Origin of the sequence: Pseudoalteromonas sp. MSK9-3, assembly GCF_003590335.1 — a bacterium.
Lineage (GTDB): Bacteria > Pseudomonadota > Gammaproteobacteria > Enterobacterales > Alteromonadaceae > Pseudoalteromonas.
The window spans coordinates 16,686-41,187 of sequence record NZ_MIET01000022.1; the positions used below are offsets into that span (position 1 = coordinate 16,686).

The 24,502-nt window shown below is 42.1% G+C and carries 27 protein-coding genes; 7 read left to right on the forward strand and 20 right to left on the reverse strand.

What is annotated here, in order from left to right:
* Positions 1-110 precede the first annotated feature (110 nt).
* From BGP78_RS07285 to BGP78_RS07360, 16 genes are all read right to left on the reverse strand, one after another.
* Positions 111-3,293 carry a hypothetical protein gene (locus BGP78_RS07285; protein ID WP_119860775.1) on the reverse strand — a complete coding sequence of 1,061 codons (3,183 nt, stop codon included), beginning with the start codon at positions 3,291-3,293 and terminating at the stop codon, positions 111-113.
* 87 nt (positions 3,294-3,380) lie between these two features.
* Positions 3,381-3,785 carry a GPW/gp25 family protein gene (locus tag BGP78_RS07290; protein ID WP_119860776.1) on the reverse strand — a complete coding sequence of 135 codons (405 nt, stop codon included), beginning with the start codon at positions 3,783-3,785 and terminating at the stop codon, positions 3,381-3,383.
* A 36-nt stretch (positions 3,786-3,821) separates the two neighbouring features.
* A complete protein-coding gene (locus BGP78_RS07295; RefSeq protein ID WP_119860777.1) occupies positions 3,822-5,456 on the reverse strand; it encodes a phage baseplate assembly protein V in 1,635 nt (544 codons plus the stop codon).
* 2 nt (positions 5,457-5,458) lie between these two features.
* Positions 5,459-6,193 (reverse strand): hypothetical protein, encoded by a 735-nt coding sequence (locus BGP78_RS07300; protein ID WP_119860778.1) that lies wholly within the window; start codon positions 6,191-6,193, stop codon positions 5,459-5,461.
* Between the two features lie 2 nt (positions 6,194-6,195).
* Positions 6,196-6,387, reverse strand: a complete 192-nt coding sequence (locus BGP78_RS07305; protein ID WP_119860779.1) for a hypothetical protein — start codon at positions 6,385-6,387, stop codon at positions 6,196-6,198.
* 22 nt (positions 6,388-6,409) lie between these two features.
* On the reverse strand, positions 6,410-6,865 hold the full coding sequence (locus BGP78_RS07310; RefSeq protein ID WP_119860780.1) for a phage tail protein: 456 nt from the start codon (positions 6,863-6,865) through the stop codon (positions 6,410-6,412).
* 50 nt (positions 6,866-6,915) lie between these two features.
* On the reverse strand, positions 6,916-7,362 hold the full coding sequence (locus BGP78_RS07315; protein WP_119860781.1) for a phage tail protein: 447 nt from the start codon (positions 7,360-7,362) through the stop codon (positions 6,916-6,918).
* Positions 7,363-7,493: 131 nt separating this feature from the next.
* Positions 7,494-9,194, reverse strand: coding sequence for a phage tail sheath C-terminal domain-containing protein (locus tag BGP78_RS07320; RefSeq protein WP_119860782.1), 1,701 nt, complete (start codon positions 9,192-9,194; stop codon positions 7,494-7,496).
* A gap of 306 nt (positions 9,195-9,500) precedes the next feature.
* On the reverse strand, positions 9,501-11,174 hold the full coding sequence (locus tag BGP78_RS07325) for a serine protease (protein ID WP_119860783.1): 1,674 nt from the start codon (positions 11,172-11,174) through the stop codon (positions 9,501-9,503).
* A 29-nt stretch (positions 11,175-11,203) separates the two neighbouring features.
* Positions 11,204-12,091, reverse strand: a complete 888-nt coding sequence (locus BGP78_RS07330) for a hypothetical protein (protein ID WP_119860784.1) — start codon at positions 12,089-12,091, stop codon at positions 11,204-11,206.
* 7 nt (positions 12,092-12,098) lie between these two features.
* On the reverse strand, positions 12,099-13,055 hold the full coding sequence (locus BGP78_RS07335) for a hypothetical protein (protein ID WP_119860785.1): 957 nt from the start codon (positions 13,053-13,055) through the stop codon (positions 12,099-12,101).
* A gap of 10 nt (positions 13,056-13,065) precedes the next feature.
* Complete coding sequence (locus BGP78_RS07340; protein ID WP_119860786.1) at positions 13,066-14,025, reverse strand: hypothetical protein; 960 nt, start codon at positions 14,023-14,025, stop codon at positions 13,066-13,068.
* 130 nt (positions 14,026-14,155) lie between these two features.
* Positions 14,156-14,554: a 3TM-type holin gene (locus BGP78_RS07345; RefSeq protein ID WP_119860787.1), complete on the reverse strand. Its 399-nt coding sequence runs from the start codon at positions 14,552-14,554 to the stop codon at positions 14,156-14,158.
* Between the two features lie 179 nt (positions 14,555-14,733).
* Positions 14,734-15,180, reverse strand: coding sequence for a hypothetical protein (locus BGP78_RS07350; protein ID WP_259386229.1), 447 nt, complete (start codon positions 15,178-15,180; stop codon positions 14,734-14,736).
* Positions 15,181-15,402: 222 nt separating this feature from the next.
* Entirely contained in the window at positions 15,403-15,801 is a 399-nt protein-coding gene (locus BGP78_RS07355) for a hypothetical protein (RefSeq protein WP_119860788.1), read from the reverse strand.
* A gap of 116 nt (positions 15,802-15,917) precedes the next feature.
* Positions 15,918-16,244: a hypothetical protein gene (locus BGP78_RS07360; RefSeq protein WP_119860789.1), complete on the reverse strand. Its 327-nt coding sequence runs from the start codon at positions 16,242-16,244 to the stop codon at positions 15,918-15,920.
* A gap of 689 nt (positions 16,245-16,933) precedes the next feature.
* Here BGP78_RS07360 and BGP78_RS07365 point away from each other — a divergent pair.
* The 5 genes from BGP78_RS07365 to BGP78_RS07385 all read left to right on the forward strand — a co-directional run bounded on the left by BGP78_RS07365 (position 16,934) and on the right by BGP78_RS07385 (position 19,590).
* The gene (locus BGP78_RS07365) at positions 16,934-17,656 is read left to right on the forward strand and encodes an SDR family NAD(P)-dependent oxidoreductase (RefSeq protein ID WP_119860790.1); all 723 of its coding nucleotides are present in this window, start codon (positions 16,934-16,936) and stop codon (positions 17,654-17,656) included.
* 347 nt (positions 17,657-18,003) lie between these two features.
* Positions 18,004-18,228, forward strand: coding sequence for a DUF4177 domain-containing protein (locus BGP78_RS07370; RefSeq protein WP_119860791.1), 225 nt, complete (start codon positions 18,004-18,006; stop codon positions 18,226-18,228).
* A complete protein-coding gene (gene yidD / locus BGP78_RS07375) occupies positions 18,221-18,445 on the forward strand; it encodes a membrane protein insertion efficiency factor YidD (RefSeq protein ID WP_119860792.1) in 225 nt (74 codons plus the stop codon). The genes BGP78_RS07370 and yidD overlap by 8 nt, the downstream gene beginning before the upstream one ends.
* Before the next feature lie 10 nt (positions 18,446-18,455).
* The gene (locus BGP78_RS07380; RefSeq protein WP_119860793.1) at positions 18,456-18,827 is read left to right on the forward strand and encodes a TM2 domain-containing protein; all 372 of its coding nucleotides are present in this window, start codon (positions 18,456-18,458) and stop codon (positions 18,825-18,827) included.
* Positions 18,805-19,590, forward strand: a complete 786-nt coding sequence (locus BGP78_RS07385; protein ID WP_119860794.1) for a M48 family metallopeptidase — start codon at positions 18,805-18,807, stop codon at positions 19,588-19,590. Before BGP78_RS07380 ends, BGP78_RS07385 begins: the two co-directional genes overlap by 23 nt.
* A gap of 748 nt (positions 19,591-20,338) precedes the next feature.
* Here BGP78_RS07385 and BGP78_RS07390 read toward each other — a convergent pair.
* The gene (locus tag BGP78_RS07390) at positions 20,339-20,698 is read right to left on the reverse strand and encodes a hypothetical protein (protein ID WP_119860795.1); all 360 of its coding nucleotides are present in this window, start codon (positions 20,696-20,698) and stop codon (positions 20,339-20,341) included.
* A 328-nt stretch (positions 20,699-21,026) separates the two neighbouring features.
* Between BGP78_RS07390 and BGP78_RS07395 the strand changes: the two genes are divergently transcribed.
* Positions 21,027-21,203: a transposase gene (locus BGP78_RS07395; RefSeq protein WP_119860796.1), complete on the forward strand. Its 177-nt coding sequence runs from the start codon at positions 21,027-21,029 to the stop codon at positions 21,201-21,203.
* Here the strand turns inward: BGP78_RS07395 and BGP78_RS07400 are convergent.
* From BGP78_RS07400 to BGP78_RS07410, 3 genes are all read right to left on the reverse strand, one after another.
* On the reverse strand, positions 21,172-21,993 hold the full coding sequence (locus BGP78_RS07400; protein WP_220475515.1) for a transposase: 822 nt from the start codon (positions 21,991-21,993) through the stop codon (positions 21,172-21,174). The genes BGP78_RS07395 and BGP78_RS07400 overlap by 32 nt on opposite strands.
* 111 nt (positions 21,994-22,104) lie before the next feature.
* On the reverse strand, positions 22,105-22,548 hold the full coding sequence (locus tag BGP78_RS07405; RefSeq protein WP_119860798.1) for a hypothetical protein: 444 nt from the start codon (positions 22,546-22,548) through the stop codon (positions 22,105-22,107).
* Between the two features lie 18 nt (positions 22,549-22,566).
* Positions 22,567-23,076 (reverse strand): hypothetical protein, encoded by a 510-nt coding sequence (locus tag BGP78_RS07410; protein WP_119860799.1) that lies wholly within the window; start codon positions 23,074-23,076, stop codon positions 22,567-22,569.
* A 215-nt stretch (positions 23,077-23,291) separates the two neighbouring features.
* Between BGP78_RS07410 and BGP78_RS07415 the strand changes: the two genes are divergently transcribed.
* Positions 23,292-24,500 (forward strand): IS256 family transposase, encoded by a 1,209-nt coding sequence (locus tag BGP78_RS07415; RefSeq protein WP_119860800.1) that lies wholly within the window; start codon positions 23,292-23,294, stop codon positions 24,498-24,500.
* Positions 24,501-24,502 lie beyond the last annotated feature (2 nt).

A 24,502-nucleotide genomic window follows, 5' to 3' on the forward strand; every position in this document is an offset into this window, starting at 1 on the left:
AATTAATGGTGTTGATAACGACAAGACGCAGGCGCAGCAAGGTTGTGAAAATAAATTTCACCTAGGCTGGTTGCGTCTTTACGAGAATTGAGTGGAGTAAATAAAAACGGTTACTGAACGACGAAGTCGAGTTCAATTTCCCACTTGCCGATGCCTTCGAAGACATCGCCCAAGGTATTGGCTAGCGAGATTTTATGATTACGCGCCGGAACTAAAATGTCGTGGGGGTTATCTGCATGAATAACACTGTAGTGCTTTTGCGCATTTCCTCCCTTTGTCGCGCGGATCACTTGGACCATATCGACGGCTGGGTGTGTTTCGAGCACCTGCGCGACAGAAGCCAAATAAATTGTCCGCACCAATGGTTTATCTAACTTGTTCCATGGCGTGAGTGTATCAAGCACCATATCGTTTAGCTCAATCACCGTGCTCTGAATATCATACAAGGGGTCAATTTTTACAATGAGCTCCAACTGCACTTCAACGTAGTTAGGATCATCGACCTCAACAACCAGTTTAGGCACCGACAAAGCATTCACTTGGTCACGAATTTGTCGTTTCAAATAACGTGGCACTTTTGGTTGTAAAACCGAGACATCGTGATTCACAGGAACCACCACTAAGCTTATGCCTTGTTGATTAACAACTGGGCGAACCGAATGCAGCTGCGAAAAGCGCTGTAATGTGAAGTGTTCATAATCCCAGCCTGTTAACAGCCTTTGTCTATGCGCTAGACGCTCGCTGACTCGACGGTCAAACTGGGAAGTGGCTTCAGCCACTTTGGCACCAAACGAGGCAAAAGGCTGTATCACTTTATCAACGCGTGGATCAGGCAACAGCAATTTGGCAATGGACTCACTCGCTAACGGCTGTTCAAAGTGCGTTGCATCATTGTCTTGGCTCGTTAAGGTAACTTTGACACCTTGTGTAAACACGCCCTTGAGTTTTGAGTAAACCGGAGACATATTGCTAAACTGGTTGGGCATTTCATTAGCTGCATGATTCAGTTTCGCTCGGATCCACAGCTTACCATCATGATTGAATGAACCGCCTTGAGATAACTCAGGAAGGTAAAACACCACTAAACCAGAGTCTAATAGATCATAACTGCTGTCTGAGAGCAGTCGTCCTTCACCAGATTGACCTTGCGACTCTTCTCGTTTAAAGCGATGCCACCTGCCTTGATCAAAGTACTCCCAAACGAATAACGGATTATCACCCATGTTATAACCATCAACAGGGTCGACTTGAAAATACATCCGTACTTGCCCTGGCGTCGTCATTTGACTGATTGCCATATACAAATAACCAAATTCTTCCATGCGAGGTAACAAAGACACCAAGCTTTGCTCTGTCATTTGTTCGCTAGGACGACCAACGGGGGCGATATGTTCAACAAAAATCGGATTGCCGCGCATCTGTCCTGATGACGTTACACTTTCACTCTCATAATGCACACGCAAGCTGTCAAGCACAGGCGTATAAGGCGGATTAACTAAAAACGGCTCATCCTCGGTGGCATTTTTATAAGCAAAATATTCGATCACTTTGGCGTAATCTTGATGACCAAAATCTTGTTTTGATAATTCGAGGGTATACCACTTAGGCCACAGCGTTGCTTTTGTTTCATCAAAAGGCAATGCCAAAAATGTACTTTTGGCATTATTATCGTCACTCGCAAAGGGCAAGGTGTTGAGCGCAACATTATTTTCTGAATTAGGCAACGTATTGTCACTGGGGTTATAAAATAAGCGCTGCGTGCTTTGCCCACTATCTGATGCATCTGAGCGTGATATTTTTACCTCACTGTCTGGCCATACGAGACAATCGCATTCGGGCGACATAAGATCACTGATACTTACACCAACCTCCTCACTCGACTTCGATGAGGTACACGTTGCGGTGCTGTCAAAATAGTTTGTACGGTTTAACTTTTGGTTATAAAAATAGCTATACGCTTGATAGTAATCATGGAAGCTATCAGGCCTGTCTAACCAAGCAAACTCAATCTGTGCATTGATAATCCGCTTAGTGACTAGTTCCGGATGCGTAAAGTGTAGCTTGGTTGCCAACCTAGGGGCTAAACCAAAAGGCTCAAAAGGTTTACTGGTATCTAAATCAACTTCACCATTATTCGCAATAACGCCGCTTAACCCCGTCACTTTCGTTGTCAAACTAACTTGGGTAATACTAAAGCGGCTAAAACGTGTATACACATCGCTACCATCGCCGTACAACAAATGGTAATACTCTGGTTTCAGTTCAAATGTGATAAATGGCAACGCTTTATCTGCAGCGATAGGCGTCGTCTCTATGTGAGTGATGGCTGGAAACAGACTATCCACAGTCAAGACTAACCGATGGTGCAGCGCATCTACACTCACTTGAGCGCTATCGAGCGCTAACACGCCGTCACTGGTAGAAACAGAAAAATTAAACCAATCTAACCAGTCATTCAACTGCGCTTGATCACCAAAGTGCAACGCAATTTCTCTTTGCCCCCCGCTTAAAAATAAATCTTGTGAAGCAACCTTGAGCCCAACGTCAACCGCGTTTGGAGTCGCTCCAAGTCCATTACCGAAACTCGGTTCGCCTTGTGTGAGCTCTATTCCTTGCTCAGTATCCAGCAAAACCTGATGATTCAGTGCAATTTGCCCGCTGCTTTTTGTCTTGTTCACCGTTGCAACATGGTCAATGTTTGCTTTGTTAATGGTCACAACCTCTGTGGTGCTATAAATCAAAGGCTTACCACCTTGGTCTTTCCCACCATCAAACTGCGTGCCCGCAGGCAACGTAAGTGCATCAGTATTATTCAATGCAACCACTAAATGTGCGCTATCAGCTGATGCACCCAATGGCTCAAACTTTAATACTTGCCTATAAAAGTGATCTAAATGGCGTGCAACAAACGCATTAAACTGCGCATTACTATGTCCTAATAAATCAATAAAAGTCAGCAGTAATGCAATATCTGGACGACTGGCTATCTCAACAAGGGCCTCATCCGCTTCACCAGATTCAACTAACTTCGCAAGACCCGCCAGCTTCTCCGCTTCGGGTAAAATTCCTTGCCATGTTCCTTGTGCTGATAACGTTCGATCGTCAATATAATTAACTTGCTTGGCGAGTGAAGACACATACTCTAACCAAGCCTTTACTGTGCGAGATTCAATACTAAAAAATGAGCGCGACAGGGCATTGAGCTGTCTTCCAAGCTGACTTCGCCCCACTTCACTTGGATTGACGACATGCTGTGCCGCCAAGGTGGTTGTGTTGTTAGACTTTACAGTCATGATCGTACCTTGATAAATAGAAGGTTAATTTGAGCAAAGCGTGTCGGCCAGATGCTCATAGGTATTTAAAAAATAGGGGTTGGTGGGTCACACCGATTGCTCTGTTAAGTAGAATGGGAAAACCATATTGCTACGGCTATTAGTTTGTCGAATGACATAATTCAACTGCACCAGTAATATTCCCTCATACAGCTCACTGCTATCAAAATCGATGGACTCTAAAATAATACGTGGTTCATGGTTGAGTATGACAGTGGCGATTTCCTGACGAAGCTGCGCCAAACTTTGCTCATTCGCATCAGTAAATGAATAACTCCCAAGACCTGATCCCATCTCTGGCCATAACGGGCGCTCACCAACCAGGGTGTTGAGCGTTAAATGAATGGCCTGCTGCAACAGCGACTCACCATTATCGATGGCAGGCCCACTGGTTGGGCTTCGAAAGCGCACAGGAAAGTGCCAGCCTGCGCCCAAAAATGCTTGATTAAACATGCTTACTCCTTGTTCGTAGATTGTTTGGCCCTAAAACTATTTCACATCAACCCCTTTGCCCTTGAGCGTGATGTTGTCAGAAGAGGTGACATTAATGGCTTTATCAGCCTTCAATGTGAGCTTATCTTTGGTAATAATTGCCATCGCTTTACCCGCTGCGATCGTCGTCATACCTTTTTGAACAAGCTTGAGGCCGTTCTTACCATCAAAGGTGACTCGATGATCTTTGCTCGCCTGCACCTTAAATTGAGATTCGTTTTCTTTCTCTTTGAGGGTAAATTGCAAGGCAAGTGCCTGCTTTTTAAAGAACAAACCACGTTGCTCATTCTTATCATCATATTCAAAAGGAGGCTTGGCTTTGGGGTTATGACATGCCCCTAAAATCACTGGGTAGCGACTATCCGAGCCGATGAAACCAACAACAACTTCGGTATCAACATCCGGTGGTAAAAATAACCCTTCTTCGTTTCCTGCAAATGGGCTGGCTAAACGTGCCCAAACTGGCTTTTCGCCCGCCGCACTTGGTAACAGAACGGGGATCCGATGAAGCGCTTGTGCATCGGCCTTAAATGCCGCCACTTTACCTATGAGCATAGGTGTATCAGGATGTTGATTATGTTCAGAGTAAAGGCTTAAGCTCAAAGGAACACCAAACATAAAGTCACAAAACCAGCCATCATTCGATAAATGATGCTGTATCTCACCCACCACATAGTCCCCCGCATAGGTTTTACCCACACCAGATAAAGTCAACGAGTCAAGTAACTTCACTTTTAATGGCGCTTTCGCAGCGGACATATCAATACGCGTATACCCCTGATACATATCCAACATGCGATAGTATTGCTCTGCACTGGCCTTGGCAGCCAACTCCACTTTATCAATGGGCGCTTGAGCGAGGCGCAAGGTATCGGGCAAGGCTAATGCGGCATCTGCATCAGCATGGCTTTTAAACTTAGCCGCAGGCGCTACGGGATCGGCATTATCATTGAGTTTTTGTTCTTGAATATCCCAACTACTGTATTGAAGCTTTTTTAAATGGGCACGCACATCACAATGCAGTTCAAAGTCAGTACACCCATCCATCGCCACATTAAACTCATGGGCCGTCGGTGTGTGCTTAGCTAAGTCTAAAACATGGTTTTTACCATCATTAATAAACGCAAAACCGTTCGTTAGCACTCGGCGCATAAACACGGACCATGGCTGCTCATCAACCACTAAAAATTGCGGGTGTACAATTTGGCTGGTAGCAACCTCTCCGGGTGTAGCGCCGAATGTCGTTAGCAAGTCGCTCAAGATGTCACTATCTTTGCTTTTGTCATCATACAATTTGCTGAACGCATTTTGACAAAGCTTGACGATATCTGCGCTGGCCTCAATTTGCATAAAGGGCTGTTTTTCATACCCGATGCTTTGTCCAGTAATGATGCCGCTGAATAGTAACGTTTGTTCGCCATCGCCAAAGCCTGCTTTTAGCTCAATCGCTTTACCCATTTTAAATAGGCCTTCGTCCATTTTGTCGAAGGTTTCTTTGGCCATATCTCCATCTTCAATCTTTAAGCAAAGCTGTGAGATTTGGTTTACGCCATTTTTAACTCGGGCTTCAATGAGAGCAATTTTGTCACTGACAGGGCTACCATCAACCGTAATGGTATATCTTAAGTCCATAATTATCGCTCCAGCGGCGGATATAAAATATCTGCACCGACCTCAGCACCACGGATTGAAGCAAGTCGATTCACCTTAGCAACCTGATGTACAAATTGAGGGTTACCATAGATGCTGGCACTTTGAGATAACACTGAGCGACCAGCTTTGTGCTGGATCACATGGGTTAAATCGGGAGAGCTTTTACCTGATTTGAGCTTAATTTCTTTTTCTGACAAACACTCAACAACACAGCAATGGACTTTCGCTTTCAGGCGACGGCCTTTGTTATCAACCAGCTCCGTCTCAACCAAGGTGCTACAAATCAATCCACTAAAGCTCATATTTGGCCCATCGTTGAGAGTCATATTCAAAGGTTGAATAGTCACATAAGCCGGTTCATGGGTTTCACTTTGTACCGCTGTGCCATATTTCAGTAGTGTCTGAATATTATCTTCCGTTTCGATATTGCCCATAAGCTTAGCCGCTAATGAAGTCGGGTCTTCAATGACGGTATCGTCTAACACAAAAGTGATATTTAACTTGGATGGTGATGACTTTTGATATCGCGTTGCACCACTCTCGGCGCCGATCGCTTGTGATTTTACAATGTCATTGGCGTATGTGGTTTGTAGTGTTTTTGTGTCATACGGTAGCGTTAACTTTTTAATCTGGTTGCTATTACCACGCTCTATTTTACTAAAAAAGGTGACATCACACATCGGCACCCCTGGTGAGATTGAACCAAGTAATGACATATCTATGGCCTCCTTTGTTTAATAAATTGTTGAAATTGCCTATCTACGTAGCGTTTCAAGGATTTTTCTAATTGTGCGACCGTGTCGCTGGTGGTACATGAAGCTTGCTGACCACCCGCCTCATTGGTTTGCTCGCTGCCAGACTTTTCGGATAGTTTCGCCTTCACTCTAATGGCATCACATTGTATTTCCACGTTTAAGCCCTCCCATAGGAAATCAAGTAAAAGGAATTGGCACAGTCACCAAACTTTGGTAGCTAAAGCTGATTGATTCGATCAGCACATCATTGCGCGTTGCATCTAAACTGTCCCACTCCCAACTTTCCATAAAAGCACGCGTGACTAACCATGCTTTCGTTGGCAAATTGTTATCGTTTAATAAAGTGATCAAAATATCATTACGAACCGCAAACTGGTTCCATTGCGGCAGGCTAATAAAATTGGTAATTTCAAGGGTACTACCTGTACGTAATACGCCTCGTTTGAAAGTGAGCGTGCGCGTTTGCCTTTCATTTTTTATGGAGACTCGGTTGCCTTCGTAATCAATGCTGCGACTCACTTTCAGACCGCTTATCTCTTTGAAGAAAATATCAATCGGGTTGGGTATGGCTGCCGAAGTGATTAAGGCCGCAAAGCGATACCCCACCATAGGTGTAGTAAGTTCTTGAATCATAATAATGTCCAAAAAGGGCACATAAGTGCCCAAGACAAGGAGAATATCAATTAGTGAAATTCGATCTTAATGTCGTCCGCCATCATTTCTAATGACTCAACACTCGCTTCGTTAGAACCACCGTTTATGCTCGGTGCAGTCAACTTTTTAGGGAATGCGTTGATCACTTTCCAAGTCACTAATGGCTGAGAGCGGTCTTCATTCGTCAGTGAAATGGTGATGTCTTTTTTATCAACCAAATTAAGGCTGATAGACGAAATCCAATCATAAAACTGACTCTTCTGACGCACTAAACCACGTTTAAGTGTGATGTTTACGTCTGCGGGCTGGCCAGGCATATGTTTTTTGCCGTAGCCATCTTTGTAAGTGATGGTTTCAACACCAATGTCTAATCCTGAAACCTCAGAGAACGGAATGCTCTCTTCCCCAAAACTAACCACAAATCGATAGACCGGGATCGGATATTCTGCTGCGATGTCTGCTGCTGTAGTAGCCATAAAAACTCCAAAAAATAATAAGTTCAGAAACCTGAGTGGGATAACACCCAAGAAAAATAAAAATGGAAAGATTGGCTGAGGGGGCAAAGAAACGTGAACAAGCACACCTCAACCAATCTTGGTTGGGTTCATTAGCCTTCTAAGCTCTTATGCGAGAATGTCAGCACAATAAATTCAGCAGGGCGTACTGCCGCTAAACCGATTTCAATATTCATAATGCCGTTGTTGATGTCATCTTCGGTCATCGTCTGGCCAAGGCCAACGTTCACGAAAAATGCTTGTGCGGGAGACTCACCAAAGAACGCACCTTGACGCCATAAGTTCTCAAGGTAGCTTTCAATCATGGTTTTCAGCTTAAGCCAAGTAAAAGGCGTATTGGGCTCAAAAACCGCAAACTGTGTTGTCTTTTGGATTGATTCTTCAACCATGTTGAATAAGCGACGAACAGAGACATAACGCCATTCGTTGTCGTTACCCGCCAGTGTGCGTGCGCCCCAAACTAAGGTGCCTTTACCCACAAACGTACGAATCGCATTAATTGATTTACCTGAGATTGCGTCCACATTTAGGTTTTCTTGCTCTGCATTATCAATAGCGAGTGATGGAGCTAAGACTTGAGACAATGCAACGTTAGCTGGCGCTTTCCATACACCTCGCTCTTTGTCAGTTTTGGCCATCACACCAGCAACAGCAGGTGAAGGAGGAAGTACTAAATAGTTTTTGGCCAAGCTAGATTTAACCGCATTGTAAATTTCCGCGGAAGAAAATGGGTAACTCGGATCGCCTAATTTGTCCAGTGTATGAACGCCTGACGGTTCTGCATACGTTAACATAGCTGCATCAAATACATCACCGTTTTCTTGTTTATCTAGCTGCTTTTTGGTCGCATTGTATGTAACTTCATAAAGCCCTTTTAGAGCATATAGCTTACTAGCGTGTTCGATATAAACTTGATCAATGGATGCAGAAAGAGTGAGAGAGCCCGCTACATACGTGTAATCATCTGCCATATCTGTCAAATCAGCATCGCCCAAAAAGACCTTTAGTGCATAAGGCGCACCTTCACCAATTACGACCGGCACTGACAAGTGAACCCTTACCTTTTTCTCATCATAGCTACGCGCCATAGTCGTTCGTAAATATGGGTAATATGATGCACCATATTGCAGCCCAGAAGTCACATTATTACGCATAACTAGCGCATCATTCGTATTTGCAGAGCTACCAGCAGGTGGTTGCTGCATTAACACATCAACTAAAGCAATACGATCCATGCGGCTTTTACTATGGTCCAATGCTTCGTTCTGTACCGAATAATGTGCTGTCGCATCTAGTCCAATCGACTCAGGACATGAAATTAAAGTTACTTCATCAACTTTATTTAGCAAATCAATTGCCGTCTCATAGTCTGCTTGTGCCGGTTTACCTAACACGCCAGCTAGGCCAACACTTACGACAAAACACGCACCGCCACCATTGGCAAAAAAGTGACTAACCGATTGATGAAGGAAGAATTTTGCAGCCATTAAAGGGCTATTTGTATCATCTGTATTGTCCTCATTACCATCATTGGCATAAATATCATACCCTCCAGTTGCTTTGGGTATGACTGTGAATCCTTCCTTATATGGGCCACCGAAATTTGCTTCAAACTCCACCATACTAGTGATGCGTACTGGTGTACTTTGCAGTGCCGCCATTGTAGGGTCGGTTTCTGAAACTTTTGTTGTATAACCAATAAACGCAGGGATCGCCGTCGCTACTTCTGCCACAGATGGCGGCAAAATAGACTTTTCTCTAACATAGACGTCAGGGGTTTTGTATTGAGACATAATGTTTCCTTTCGTTGAATAAACATATTCTTAAGCGCCGAGTCGGCAAGAATTTTGAGATGGGGTGCAAGCTTAATTATTTGTAAGGCATACCAATTAGTGCTGTGGTTGGGAACATAACTAATAGGCTAAACTTGCACCCCAAAAGACTTTTGAGCCTTTGCCACGGCTCCGCCACATCAGCCCCAGCCAATGTGTGCGTATTAATCTGTTTGTACAAGGAAGACGCCATTGCTTGACGGCTGTGAATACTTTTAATGATTTAAATCGAACGACCCTAACAACCTTTAATACCGGCTTATCTGCCTAGGGGTAAAAACGGTTAGAAAAACCCATTAAATGGGCACTCATGAAAGTTGAAAATGCAACGTCAATTGAATTACAAAACGCGATTTGGTCCTGGGTGAGTGATATTGCTGAACAGTTGACCCCCTGATAACGAACCAGTTTCTTTAAATAATCATCACTGAAAGCCGTATTGATAGCTTGCGCCTGAAACCAGTTATCTCGGTTGGTGGCTATTAGTAAATAATTTAACTCATAGTTTTCGACGAAAGGCTCATTGAAGTTCGCAAAGACACTATTAAGTACGTAGCGTCTGTCTCCGAAGTGACGGATGGTTTGAAAGTCCGTATATTCGAAAAATTCACCTTCCTCATTTAACTCTTTAGCATGGTCGTTTAAACGTTCTCGCATAAAAACCAGAGGCTGGGATAACATATTTCGGCGGTCTACTTTATCGAGAGTCTGACCATGAAACTGTAATTCATAAGGGCATAGCCTACACAAATGCGTACTTTGTGTGACTAAATACCCGTTATCATCCACAATAAGTGAAGCGCCATGAGGCACAACCAGATTAATGCCATAATATGCATCGGTGTACACATCAAATTGTGTGTTACTGAAGTCTATACCTCGGCCATTAAATATCTTTGTAAACAACACGACCGCTCGATGAATTTCTGCAGGTCTAGCAGAACTTGCCAGCAACTGCGCCAAGCTACGCGTTTTTACCTTAGTAAACAGATAGTTTTTATACCTCACCTGCGTGACACGAATTGGCTCTGATGAAGAGATAAGCGGTCGCATTTCACGGGGGTTACTTGCGTAGACTGAGGGCAAAAACAAATCTTTAAACCGAGGTTTAAATGGTGGAACATACGCTTTATAAGCATGCACGGCCTGAGTATCCAAAGTGAATACGCTGGCACTAATATTGAGTAACTTAGGGAGCTGTACTATTGGGGAGTGTACTAAGTTTGTCAGGTGATAAGCTGGGATCACCCAGCTTACACTGGCAGCGCCATCTTCAAGCCCTCCATTGCCAATCCCAATTAATTGGCCTTCCCTATCAAATACGGGTGCCCCAGAAAAGCCTGGCAGCAAGCTCCCATCGAGGTAGTAAATAGGTAAGTTAATGTCTGGAATATTAGATACACTCAACTTTTCAACCGCATTAGGGGGTAAAAACTGTTTTAAAACCTCCGGTTTAGCATACCCTTTTAACAGCTCTCTGGTGCTCATTGCGAGTGCCCCACGGTTAAAGCCGAGGGCGGTGACTGACGCTCGATAAGTGGGTTTTTCTGTTTGAAAAGCGCGTAGCGGCTGCCAGTTTTTCAATGGCCGACTCACGGTTAACAGTACTAAATCTGCCTCTGGCAATATTTTACTGACTGACGCTCTGCGTCGCTTTTTGTTAAATTCAATAATGATTTGAGCATTAGGGTGACTACCAAGTACATGTAATGATGTCACTATCTGGCTAGGTGTTTGCCATACAAACCCAGTGGCAACCCCCTTTACACCTTCCGTACTTTTTATGACGACTTTCACGGTGCTCATGCTGAGTGTTTCTGGATCAAATTGCGCGCCACTGGCAAGATTAACAGTCAGTAATGCGCCAGTCACAGCTCTAACGTATAGTGCTGCAACATATCTCAGCACACGTAATCCTAACGAGCGTTGTCGGTGTATCATAGGGTTCTCTGCCTAATAGGGCGCTAACGTCATAATTCAGGCTGACATAAAATACGATTTATCAGCTGTAATAATTGCCACTTCTGGGGTTGTGATAGCTCAGTAGCCTTTATCACTTGGGTGATTTTTTGCCAACTTTCAGACAAGGCTAAACGCGTAAAATCAAAGTCTGTATTAGTAAACTGATGAAGCTTATTTTCACACACACTAGCGACTATTTTCCTTGTGGTTTGGTGATCATTCGGCGCTGTTGAGCACAGCGTATCGCGCAGCACTAACAGCATATCTTTTTGCTCGCTGTTACTGAGTAAACCTGAAAAATTAGCAGATAATTCAATCGCAAACTGCTCCCAAATCCCCCCGGTTAGTGCAAAATTATTAAACACCTCATCCAAAGGTAAACTGCTGTCGGTATAAACTAATTCATCACATCCACTGAGTGTTACCGGCGCACTAAATAGTACACTGCTATGTTGCTTATGCATCGCTATGTTTGGCTCGATATTCGTACTTAAGGCTGACGATATTGCCGCAGAATGCTGTTTAGGGGGAGTATGTAAGCTAAAACCAAACGCTTTTAAGGTAATGAGCTCCAAAGCTTGTTGTTCGGTATAACCCACTCCCTGATACTGTGCTTTTAATGTTAGTAAAGCGGGGGCCAAAACATTATGTGCTCGAACATATAGCCCCATATAAGCCCCCACGACACACGCGAAACCAAATGCACCAATGCGCAGTGCTTTGTTGCTATTAAAGTGTTGATCGTTCAACCCCAAAATAGCCGCTAATAATGTCGTTAAAGCCCCTAACATCATTGTGACTGTGGGTGTCACACTGGTCCCCATGATCACACCGAATAGCAACCCAATCCCAGCACCGCCAAACAAGGCACACTTATCATTGAATGATATTTTCATGCACTGCTCACTTGATCAATAAGTTGGGCATTTTATAACGACGTTTACGCCGTTTGGTTTTTGTCACGCCAAAGCGGTATTCGTAATTTACAGCCCAGGTTTGCATTGATTGACCTTGACCTTTAAACCCTCGTTCTAACCTCATGCTCAATAATGAGGTGTCAGTTAAACGGTATTCAATGTGCGTACTTAAAACATAAAATGCGTGACTCTCCCAATAGCTGTTTGGATCATACTGAGGGAAATATGACACTCGCCCTGACAAATACGCATTCAAAGCATGTGCACTGTAAAATTGATAATTTAGCAGTACGGTATGAAACACTTGGCTTTGAGAAGCGAGTTGCGCAGAACCTGGGCTTAAATGTCGATAACTCAGAATATAATCAATATCAAATTGATTATTAATACTCTGTGGCTTCATGCTAAATACAACAGCACCACCAGCATATTTATCTTTGCGGGTTTTCGAGTCCATAGACTGCCGGTATTGCTCAGAGGCAAAATACAGATCAGCACCAATACTCAACTGTGAGGTAAGCGCAAATTCATAAAATATTTCAATCTGTGATTTATAGCGCTGATAATCCAAAAAATCGGTGCTCATACTTTCACCTTCGCGTCTGATATCTCCCTTTAGCTGGGTTTTATCTATCAGCAGATCAGCATAAACAATACTGCGCTTGAACAACTTCCCACCCACAGAGGCGGTGGCGATTAATGCGCTATGCTCACCTGAGAACTTATCAGTATGTATTGCCCTATTCGAGGGTTGACGTGAGAGTCTTAAGTCCTGTTTTTGCTGCGATACATGGGCGAAATAATTCACTTTTTTATACCATGGTTGCGCTTGCTTGGTCACAGAAAAGGCGTCACTGCTTGACCATGCAGACTCTGCAACCACCAAGCATGGGGTCAAAAGTAATCCACTAAAGCCAATTAAGCCGTAAATTAACTGCTTCATACATCGGTCCTTAATTTCCTGAGCGGCCAAAAGCCCCTGTAATATTACGTTGTGCATTAGTCATGCTTATATCGGAGCGTAATTGGCGGCTTTGCAGCGCAAACGCAGCAAAGTTAATACGTCTTTGTCTGGCGACACTGATTTGATTTGTCACTTGCTGTGACACATTGGCAACATAGGCGCTGGCGAGTAACTCGTATGCGGTATCCAGTATTTGGTTTTTTTGTGCCTCTAAAGCACTCTGTAATTGATGATTATTCGGCTCATGATATGCCGCAACAATAGTGGCCGACAAAGTTGGTAAATAAGAGATATGTGCTGACATCGCTGCATTAACTATGCTCATCGCGTCAATCTCTTCATCTGCTATTGTCAGGTTTTGTAGCGGCTTAGATAAAAAGTTGCCTGAATCCATGGGCAAATTGAGCGCATATGACACTAAATTGCTGGCACTGACACTCACCTTCTCAACCCCATTTTGGTATACGCCATCGAGTAGCTGCGCTGCCACTAAATCATGGACCAAAGTGGTGAATACATTAAGTTGACGCGTTTGTGTCTGAGCGTGTGAAGAAATAAATGAAGTCAGCTGTAAGCCTGCTATTTCGCTCGCTATGATAGGCTCGCCAAATTGTGCGATCACGTTATCATTCGTATCAAAACAAAATACAGCATCACATTGCATTATAGTGCTGTGGTTAACTTTGCTGCGTAGAGTGTAAATACTATTTTCAAGCGCACTAAACTGACTTTGAAACTGACCGTTTACATCGCTTGTTCCCTGCCAAATAACGTGGTGATCAATATCTTCGATATAAATATCTGCGTGGGCCATAGTCCCTTTTAATAACGAGCCGTTTAACAACAATTCATTGCTACCACGAATTTCACCTTCTTTAAAACATCCCGTAAGCAGCACTATTGTGACGCAAGCGCACATAACGCACGTTAGCCTAGTAGGCTTCATCATATCGATCCCCTTTAAAAATGTATTTGAATTGCAACTGATAGAGGTAGACCCCTCTGAAATCGTTGGTTTTATTGAGAGTGTTAACTTAATTTATTGATAGATATCTACTTTCAATACTTTAGTGGTAAGGTTATTTAGCCACTCCTTTGACTTTTTCGACGGTGCGCAAGCCGGCTAGCCCTAGCATGGCTAATGTCAGCTCTAACATAGCTGCCAATGGTAACTGCGGTGTGCCAACATCAGGCCATATCCACTGTAAAATAGGGTTAATTACAAATGCGAACAAAAACCCCAAACCACATACCCACATTAAAAACGGTCGAGCACCCGCGACAAACAAGCTTCGATGACTCGCCTGAACCTGATTAATTTTGCTTTGTACCAAGTTTGGCTGCTGTGCAACCCGTTGCTTCAATATCTCAAGATTGACAGCCTCTTCGTCACTGGTATACAGCTCATCAAGTAATGACCCAATTGCTGCTACAGGCGCCTGTATATTTGATGAAAATAGAGTAGAAAAAAGTCCCATAGAAAACCCCTCATTGTGGTTGGAAAATTAGGTGGAGTCACAGTAGTAGGCGTGTTGCTGAGCACGCACTAATCGTTTCATAATGCCTAAATCACGCACTGTTAAATCAAATGCTGCACTCACCCATTTATTTACAACTTCCTCGATTAACTCCTCTAGTGCCTATAAAAACTGTCCCCCTAAGCAATGGTCAATTTAGTTTGTCCAGGATCAGTAAATTCAACCGTAATGTTAATGACCGCAACCGGATCTGACACCCCTTGTGGGTCTTGAGCTGGTTTTGACACTTGTAATATCGCCATCACTACCGTGTCTTTAGTCACTAACGCTGTTTTAGATTTCCCCTTAACAGTTAGGTTAGGTTTCCCTGAGACCGCCTTGCCCATCGCAATCCCCCCTTTAAATGCCGTATTGTCATAATTTGACTGATATTTTTGTAGCCATTGCTTGACATCATCAACCACTAAAACAGGTTTCTTGCCTTGCGAGAGTTTATTTTTTGTCGCTGAAGGAATGTTATCAGTGGTTTTTACTAACTGCTGTGCGCCGTTTACAGTAATTTTAACCGCCGCGCCATCAACACATACAAGGGGCATAATGGGTTTACTCACAATTTGCTTAATCATTCAATATACAGCTGACGTAAAAATCACGTGAGTGTGAAAAGTATTCGTGCTGCTAATTAAAAAACGCCATGAATATTGTTTGCCAACGTCTATTTCTGATGCAAAATGGCTATGTTGGAATAAAGGATAAGAAAGTAACCTAGGGTGTTACACAAAACCTGTTACAGGCTCCAGAAATTATTGATAGGCTTTACGGGGTAACTTAACGGTTTTACATAGACTTTATTTACGCACCTCTGCTAAGCGCCTATCTACAACTTTTTCGAATTCACCAGGTACTTTGTCTTGCATTTCATCTATTTTATTCATGGAAGCGCCCACATTCCCTACTTTCGATGTCCAAATATAGGTACCACTTATTGGCAGCTTTTCTCGTTCTGATTTCAGTGTTTGATAGATTTTATTAAATTCATTTCGTTGGCTTATCGAAGTAAGTAAGTCTGAATAACGTTCGCTCACATTTTGCTTGAGCGCCGGGCTAAAGTGTCCATACACCGTTTTTCTCGCCACTTCCGTTAGCTTATATCGCGCTTCTGAGCTGGAGTATTTAATATGACGACCCCCTTTTTCTAATTGAGCAATCCATTTATCGACACCTAACGGTTGCTTAGTGATTTCCACCGGCTTCGGCTTACGGTCGCTAACCCCCCATCGGTAATAGCAACTTTGTAGCCGTTACCATCAGCTGTTTTGCTCATAGTACCAGCAAGCTTGTATTCACCTAATGTCCAATCTCCTTAGGTGACTGACGCCAACTCCTTTTCAAATGTGAGTACTTTTGCTCTTAATGACGCCCCCACTTGCGCTTCTAAAGCTCCCGTTAAGCTAAAATTACCGGTCATAGGCCAATCATTGTCTATCCCAAAGTGACCAAAACTGTTTTGCTTTTGGCTGTGGGTGTATTTTAAGCCACCGGTTACGCCTGCCTCCCCTTTAACAACGCCACGGATCTCACCAAACAAACCGCCTTGTACTTTTGCCAAATAAGGCACGCCCACAAATGCGCCGGCTTCAATTCTCGCTTTTGCTTTCGCTGACGCTGTGCCCGCTACCGAGAAAAACATCTGTGAAAGAATTGCGGTATCTTTAAAATGGCGGTGTTAATTCAAAACATTAAAATGTCAAATAAAGCCGTGTGTGAGTAACTCAGTTAATACCTTTCAATTGAACGTGTTCAGCCAAACAAAGGCCCTAACAGTTTAGCTCTAGCTGATATGACAATAGACTTGTTGTGCGATTGAATACGGGGACATTACATTAAATGCTTATCCCGCTTTAAAGTCTAAATGGCATCATCTGGTGTGAAGTACTCCATAACTTCATCGTCTATAGTGCATGCTAATATCTGGTTGGCAGTTCAACACAACTCACTAATAATATGGCTAAAACTTGCGGAATATCAATAACCAAAATTAATGCCCAATATATGATTTAGCCCGTTTATTGCAAACTTTCACGCCTTCCCAGTAAGGAAATTAAACCAACGGAGTGAATGAGCAACACACTTTTTCATAATAAAGTCAGAAAGGGTTAGTAACCCAGAAAATGACACAGTATAACTATACACATTTAGATTTAACCCGTATGATTTGAATGAATTTTGTACTTTGTGGAAAAATAAATATGGGAGAATCACAGACAGTATTTAAATGTCACATGCCTCTGAGTATGGATTTTTATACTTGCCCAGCGGCAACAACATAAAATTAACTGAGCTAGCAAGAAAAAGTAAACGTTATCAAGGAATGTGTACATGAATAAAACCGTGTTAATTACTGGTGGAACGCGCGGCATAGGTAAGGCGTTGGTCAAACAATACGTAGACCGTGGATATAAAGTAATCGCAACTGGCAGTTCTCTGAAAAGTCTGGAGCGAAGTAAAATAGTCTACCCCGAGGTGCGATGGTACGAATGTAACTTAAAATCCGTAGACAGTGTAAAAGCATTTGCCGACGCTTTGGCCTGTGAGCCGTTGCATATGGTGATCCACAATGCAGGTGTGCAACAAACACGCAATTTATTTGTTGCCAGCGAAGAACTGATCACTATAGAAGAAGAAACCATGATCAACTTTACAGCACCTATTTTACTCTCTCGTTTGTTATTTAAAAATGTAGACCGAGTAGCGGGGACTTGGGTTTTTGCAACTTCCGGGCTGGCCATTTCACCAAAGCAAAGCTCTCCGATTTACTGTGCAAACAAAGCCGGCCTCAGGGCTTTTTGTAAGTCATTTAATGGTCAAATAAAAGTGCATAAAAGTAACATTAAAGTCTGTGAGGCAATTTTACCTTTCATAGAAACTGATATAACTCATAGTCACAAAAAAGGAAAAATTTCTTCTTCGCAGGCCGCGCTTGAGATTTTTGAAGGTGCAGAAAAAGGCAAAAAAGAAATCCATATAGGCAAAATGCGCTTAATGATGAGGATGCGCGCTTTATTCCCTAACCTGATAGAGAATGTGATGTTAAAAAACTAAAAACAGCCAATACTAACGAATACATTTTGCTTTAAGCTCTGGGGCGTTAGCTTGGTCTACATCCATCAATTAAATAAATCATAGAATTTACCACCTAGTTTGCGTTCTCTCCCTTAAGTATAACGCACACAGCCTCATCTATACCTTTTTGCCAATCAGGATTTGTCGCTGGCGTTCATCTCGTCCAACACAGTTATAATATTGAAAGAACTAAGCCCATATATTGACACAACACCATTGTAAGCAATCTCATTGTCCCTCAATTACAAATTAAATGGTTGTATCAGTCAGTCAGTAACTATAAGATAATAAAAGACTTAATTACGATAATAAATCAGGGAAGTATTATGACTCAATATGATGAATATAAAGTGATCCATGTAGTCGAAGGTGGATGTGGTACCTTGTTATTAGGCTCAAGTGGTTTACCATTGAAGAAGCTAGAGGCAACGCTGAACAGAGAAGCACAAGATGGCTGGCAACTCGTATTTCAAGTCATAGAGAATAAGCGATTTTTGTTATTTTGGAGCCGTGAAGCGGTCATTCTGACGCTTGGCCGAAAGCGTGCTTAAACGTGTTGTGCTGCGTGCCATTCGCGCTTACCAAGCGAATGGTGGTGCAAAAGCACACTTTAACTTGTCTTGTAATTTTACCCCCTCATGTTCTGAATATACTTATCAAGCCATTGATAAGTATGGCTTATGTAGGGGCGCCCGCCTTAGTTTCAACCGTATTAAACGGTGTAACGATCCGGATTGTATTGACGTTAAAGCCGACCCACTACCTTAGGAGGTACAGCATGGATGATTCAATTTTAAGAGCACGAGAAGACGCACTGCGTCAATCTGTTTCAGAGTTACCTGAAGACGCCAGAAAACAATACTACCAATTAGAGCTTGAGCTGATAAAAGACCCAGATACCTACGCTGTACTCAACTACTTTTTCGCAGCTGGGTTACATCATTTCTACCTAGGAAAAACCCTGCGGGGCATGATTAATCTCGTTTTAATGCTTATTGGCCTTGCCACCCTATCAAGCATTGGCATTTTTGTTATCTTATTAGTCATCGTTATAGAGTTGCCTCAGCTGTTTCGCAGTCAAAAAATAATTACTGAGCATAATATTACCGTTATGGAAGACGTGATCAATGAACTCAAGTCTAGAGAGTAGAGTACAAAAGGATAAACAAAAGCAACGAGTATGGATGATCACAAGCACATTAGTCGTGACGCTTTTTGCTGGCTATCAGTTTTATACGCAATCTATTCCGTATTTAGCGGAAAAAATAGCAACCGCTATTCCTGAGCCTATTTACCGTATTGTTGATGAAAGCAGCCTTGAGGCGTTAGACGAGTCTGAATTTAGTCACTCCCAATTAGATGTGAATAAACAAAAAGAAGTCCAGACGCTATTTTTGCAATTAGTAGAAAATGAGAAAGCCGCTCACAGGCAGTTCACTCTAGCACTGCGCCACTGGCAGGGCCAAGCCAATGCCATGGCGTTAGCCAACGGCTCCGTAATCATTACTGATGCCATGGTCAACTTAACAGCTAACCCACAAGAATTAAGTGCGATTTTGCTCCATGAAATAGGGCATGTGAAACATAACCATGTGATGGAGTCGATTGTCAGCTCATCAATTGTATTTGCTGGCTTGAGCGTCATTTTTGGCGATATTTCAGCCCTGTCAGACATGATATTGCAAGGCACCATGACAGGGGTTACCCAAAGCTATTCCAGGCATGCTGAACTCGAAGCCGATAGGTACGCCGCACAACAACTGACAGCTTTGTATGGTAGTCACGAAGCTATGACCGAGATATTTAAGAAGTTAAACAAGCAGCATCCAGATGGCCCTAGCTGGTTAAGTACACACCCAAGTTTTGGTGAACGAATTGAAAAGCTCACTAAAAGTAAGCTGGCCATTGAGTAAATACCAACGGTGCTGCAGGGGGTACTAACGACAAGGCAATCAAGTAATCCACCGAGCGTCTGTACCGATACGGGTCATATAATTAACGCTTAATTGGCATTGAAAATTTTTATTTGAGTGCCATTAAGCAAGAATAAATTGGGCACAGATTGTAAACCTCAGGTTTATTGTTGTTCATTATGCAACCAACGCAGAATAAGGGGGTGAGATGAAATTTTTTATGACACCTACAAAAAATAACAAAGCGTCATTAAAAATTTAAATGGTTATATAAGGAAAACGCTCACTAATCGACTAGATACAAGGTTAAATAAAATAGTATAAATATTGAACTTCTGGCCAAGTTGGTTTTATAAAGCACACAGTAACTTCAAATTTTCATCACACAAACAATGTAAAAAAACAGCAGTAGCCATAATAATTTGCAACCACATTAATCACATAATAAAACGCTTGTTCTTACTAAATTTGCTGGGATCTTAGCATCTTGTGTGACCTTGGTTATGTCTCCTTATTTAAAAAAGTCGCGTTATATTATGAAACAAGCGACTTAGCACCTTTTTTTCTTAATCAGTAAAATCCGCACAGCCTAAAAATACAAAGCGCCCGATGAAATACATCGAGCGCTTAAATCTTAAAAGTGTCTACCGATACTAGAGTGGGTCAAAAGTGCTCTGATTTGACTACCCAGAACACTTTACTCCTTTTCTCTCTACGGCCCAGAAAATCACAAGCCATAAAAGAATATTTATGCAGTTTCTACATCAGTCATACTTGATACATTAACGAGTATCTTACCTTCTTTTTGATAGAAAGTGCCCGCAATAATGGCAGTAGCTGGCGTCACAGCCAAATCTGCAACAGAGTTAAGTAACTTTGACACGGTACCCACAAATGCGGTATCGACAACTGCACTTAATTTTGCTTTTGTTAAATTAACATCATCGACTAGACAAGTATCAATTGCAAAGGTTACAACCTCTGAATCACCCAAACACGCATCGGAAGCCGGAGCGATAGCATTAATTTTTACTTCCAAGTTTGAAAAAGATGGATTGAAAATAGTTGAAGTTTGTTCAGGTGTGCATCCACATGTATTATCAGACATAAGTTATCCTTTATTTATTAATTTATTTACGCTAAACATCATTGATTAGCTAAACATAATGACGATAACCATCAAAATTTGTGATGAAAATAAACTTAACACACCCGTGATTTATTTAATTCAATACTAATACTTAAACCAATTAAGTACTTTTTATTTTTTACCCTGCACAAAGGTTGAGAAATAGCATTAATAGCTATGAAGGCCAGTCATATATTTTTCTACAAAAAAGATTATTGCTCCATACATTTATTCTTTAAAAAATGATCTACTTTAATCAAGTAGGACACTTTAATAATGGAATATAATCCAATTATTGAGGTGTTAAATGACAAAACGAACAAACAGAAATTATACGGCTGAATTTAAGCAAGAAGCTGTGGCATTGGTAACTGAGCAAGGTTACAGCGTACCAAAAGCAGCGGCGTCTTTAGGTATCACAGATAAAATACTTAAAACTTGGAAACTTGGGGTCAGGTCTTACCTTTTGCTATTATTCGACTGATCCGAGAATAATGAAGATTAAAGAACTCTCCTAACTCTTTTTGGCTATAGTGTCCTGATAAGTAGGCTTGTTGTATCGCTTCATTGCGATTTCGGCTAGTTTGCTCATATTGTCGTAAGGTCAATGCTTTCGCCCGAACTTGCTTTTTAGGGACTTCTGATAAATCAGCCTTCAGCACCTCTTCGTTTGATAAAAAACGCTGAACAAAAGCATCACTACCTAAAAACACTTGGTTAGTAATGTTTTGCCACAGATTTATCCCTATTCCATTAGCAACAAACTCAGCAAAGCGTGACCGAGCCAACTGGCGGTTGGCCGAAAAATGCCTTAAAAGGCTATCAACGTCGAGCCAGTTGGGCGCATCACTTAAACCCATCACGCAATGCCAGCTACTCCAAGGCCATTGCTCCAGTGTTTCGACCATATTTGCTCTGATAGAATTAAGTACAATGTAACGATTTAATTCGAGTAGGTATGCATCTTTATCCACCAATATAGACTTAAATCTACCTTGGAATAAATGCCCTACTCGGCAATGAGCGCGATTAAAAGACTGGGTATAAACCCCATTGAGCTGCCGCATACCTGCACTTAAGTTGGCTTCAAGTGTTTCAACAAGCAAATTATAGTGGTTGGTCATTAAACAATAAGCGTGAATGCACGAATTAAACCGTTCACATACTCGTTCTAGCTGCGCTAAAAATAAGTCAAAATCCGCCGGTTCAAGATAAATCGGCTTTCTCTTATTACCGCGCGACATTGCATGATATCGCGCACCAGCAAACTCCAATCGTAGTGGTCACAATTGTTATTCCATGAACACAGATAGTTGGGGTATTGAGTGCAGTTGGTGTGATGAGATAAGACTAAAAGGCAAGACCCGACCCCAAGGCTAGTCGCCTTATTTTAAAAGTTCAATATTATCAATCGGTATTTCACGGTCTACCGCCACTTCTTCCTGCTCTGCATATACTAAGTTTTGAAAGCCATTCGTTTCACTAAAGTCGTACCCCAATAAACCCGCGGCTCTTATTTTGTATATATAAAATTGTTCTTTAGTTTGGTTCGCGCTTGCAAAATCCCGCGCAGCAGATTCAGATTTAGCCGTACTTATAATATTTCCACCATTCGCTTTCATAAATTGATATTGCCGAAGCTCAGCTCCCGTCAAGACAGCTCTGTAATCAGGTGATAAAGGGTTAAACCCTCCAGCTTTTTTGATTTCATCATAAGAACGCCTATCGGCTCGATACAAATAACCATAATCTTTTAGAGCTTTTGGGATCACCCCACTTTGAGCACCAAAAACCTTCTCAACACCTTTTTTATAAAGATTTCTCATCATATTTATTATCTCCTATTTTTACTCATCATTATCATTAAGCACTGTTGGCTGCGAGAAATTTTGCGATATGAAATACATTGCTGTCGGAACAAAAACAAACCAAGCTAAACGTCGATACTTGTTTCTGGCCAACAATCGTGCTCTTTCTAGAGCTTCATGTTGAAGGTCATAATTTTTGTAGTATGGATTAAACTTATATCCACTAAAAAGATTTAAGTTATAGCGGATATCTGTGTTTTTTATTATATCCTTCGCTGTCAACTCTGCTTCATTGAACTTGCTCGTAGTTGCTGGTATCAATTCATCAGCAGTGCGTATCTCGTAAGTATTACCTTTTGGTATTGAAAACTTTCTGGCTGTAAACCAATCTACTGTTGTACTAATCCACCTAGATGGCGTGTTATTGTCCCAAAATTCTTGTAACGTTACACTACCATCTTTAGGTTTTCGGGCCTTAAAACCATCTGAGAATACGACTTCAGGAGAACGTTTATCTCCCCTGTAAACAGTTTGTTCTTGCTCTTGCATGTTGTGGTTCCTTTTAATAAGTGGTGGGTTGTTAGCTCTTGAACTATTGCACCTGCCTCAACTTGAAAACGTTGTCTATACACTTCAAATGCCCATGAATAAACATTTTGATTAGTAAGAAAGCATCGAGTAAGTTTGTCAGGGTAGGCATGAGCCTGTAATTTAAATTGTGTATCTGCTTATAATTAAGCCAGTAATGGCTGAGGATAAGCAATATGGATAAGAAAGCTTTAGAAGCCTTCGCTCGCGAAGCAGCTAAGTCGATTAAGACTCCTTCTGATCTTGATGACTTTAGGAAAATGTTAACCAAGGTGACGGTTGAGACAGCCTTAAATGCTGAACTTAATGAGCACCTTGGTTACGAAAAAAACTCACCAACTAACGATAGTAACAGTCGAAATGGCTACTCATCTAAACGCCTAATTACAGACGATGGTGAGATCCAGTTAGAAGTCCCTCGTGACCGTGACGCGTCCTTTGAACCTAAGCTTGTTCGTAAACATCAAACCCGATTTCAATCGATGGACGACAAGATCTTAAGCCTATATGCCAAAGGAATAACTACCCGTGAAATCGTCGCAACATTCAAAGAAATGTACGACGCGGATATCTCCGCCAGTCTAATATCAAAAGTTACAGATGCTGTTTTAGAACAAGTGGTTGAGTGGCAATCTCGCCCGCTTGATGCGGTCTACCCCATCGTTTATCTCGATTGTATCGTCGTGAAAGTACGCCAGAATAAGCAGGTTATCAACAAAGCCATTTATCTCGCACTTGGCGTAAATATGGAAGGTCAGAAAGAACTTCTTGGGATGTGGATGTCCGAAACCGAAGGAGCGAAGTTCTGGCTTAGCGTACTCACCGAACTTCAAAATCGAAGTGTGAATGATATCTTCATCGCGTGTGTTGATGGCCTCAAGGGCTTTCCTGATGCCATCAATGCCGTTTATCCAAAAACTCAAATTCAGCTCTGTATCGTACACATGGTGCGAAACTCAATGAAATACGTCCCATGGAAAGACTACAAGGCAATTACCACTGACTTAAAAGAAATCTATCAAGCAACAACGGAAGATGAAGCCCTGTTGGCGTTAGAGCACTTTGGTGATAAATGGGATGAAAAGTACCCTCAAATCAGCCGCTCCTGGACGGCTCATTGGGATAATCTCAATACTCTATTTAGCTACCCTCAAGATATTCGTAAAGCTATCTACACGACAAATGCTATTGAATCTCTGAACAGTGTGATCAGAAAAGCGACCAAGAAACGTAAACTGTTCCCGACAGATGAATCCGCTAGCAAGGTGGTGTACTTAGCGATAATGGATGCTTCCAAGAGGTGGACAATGCCTATTCATCACTGGAAGCAAGCTCTAAACCGTTTTATGATTATGTTTGAAGACCGACTAACTGAATACTTGTAACT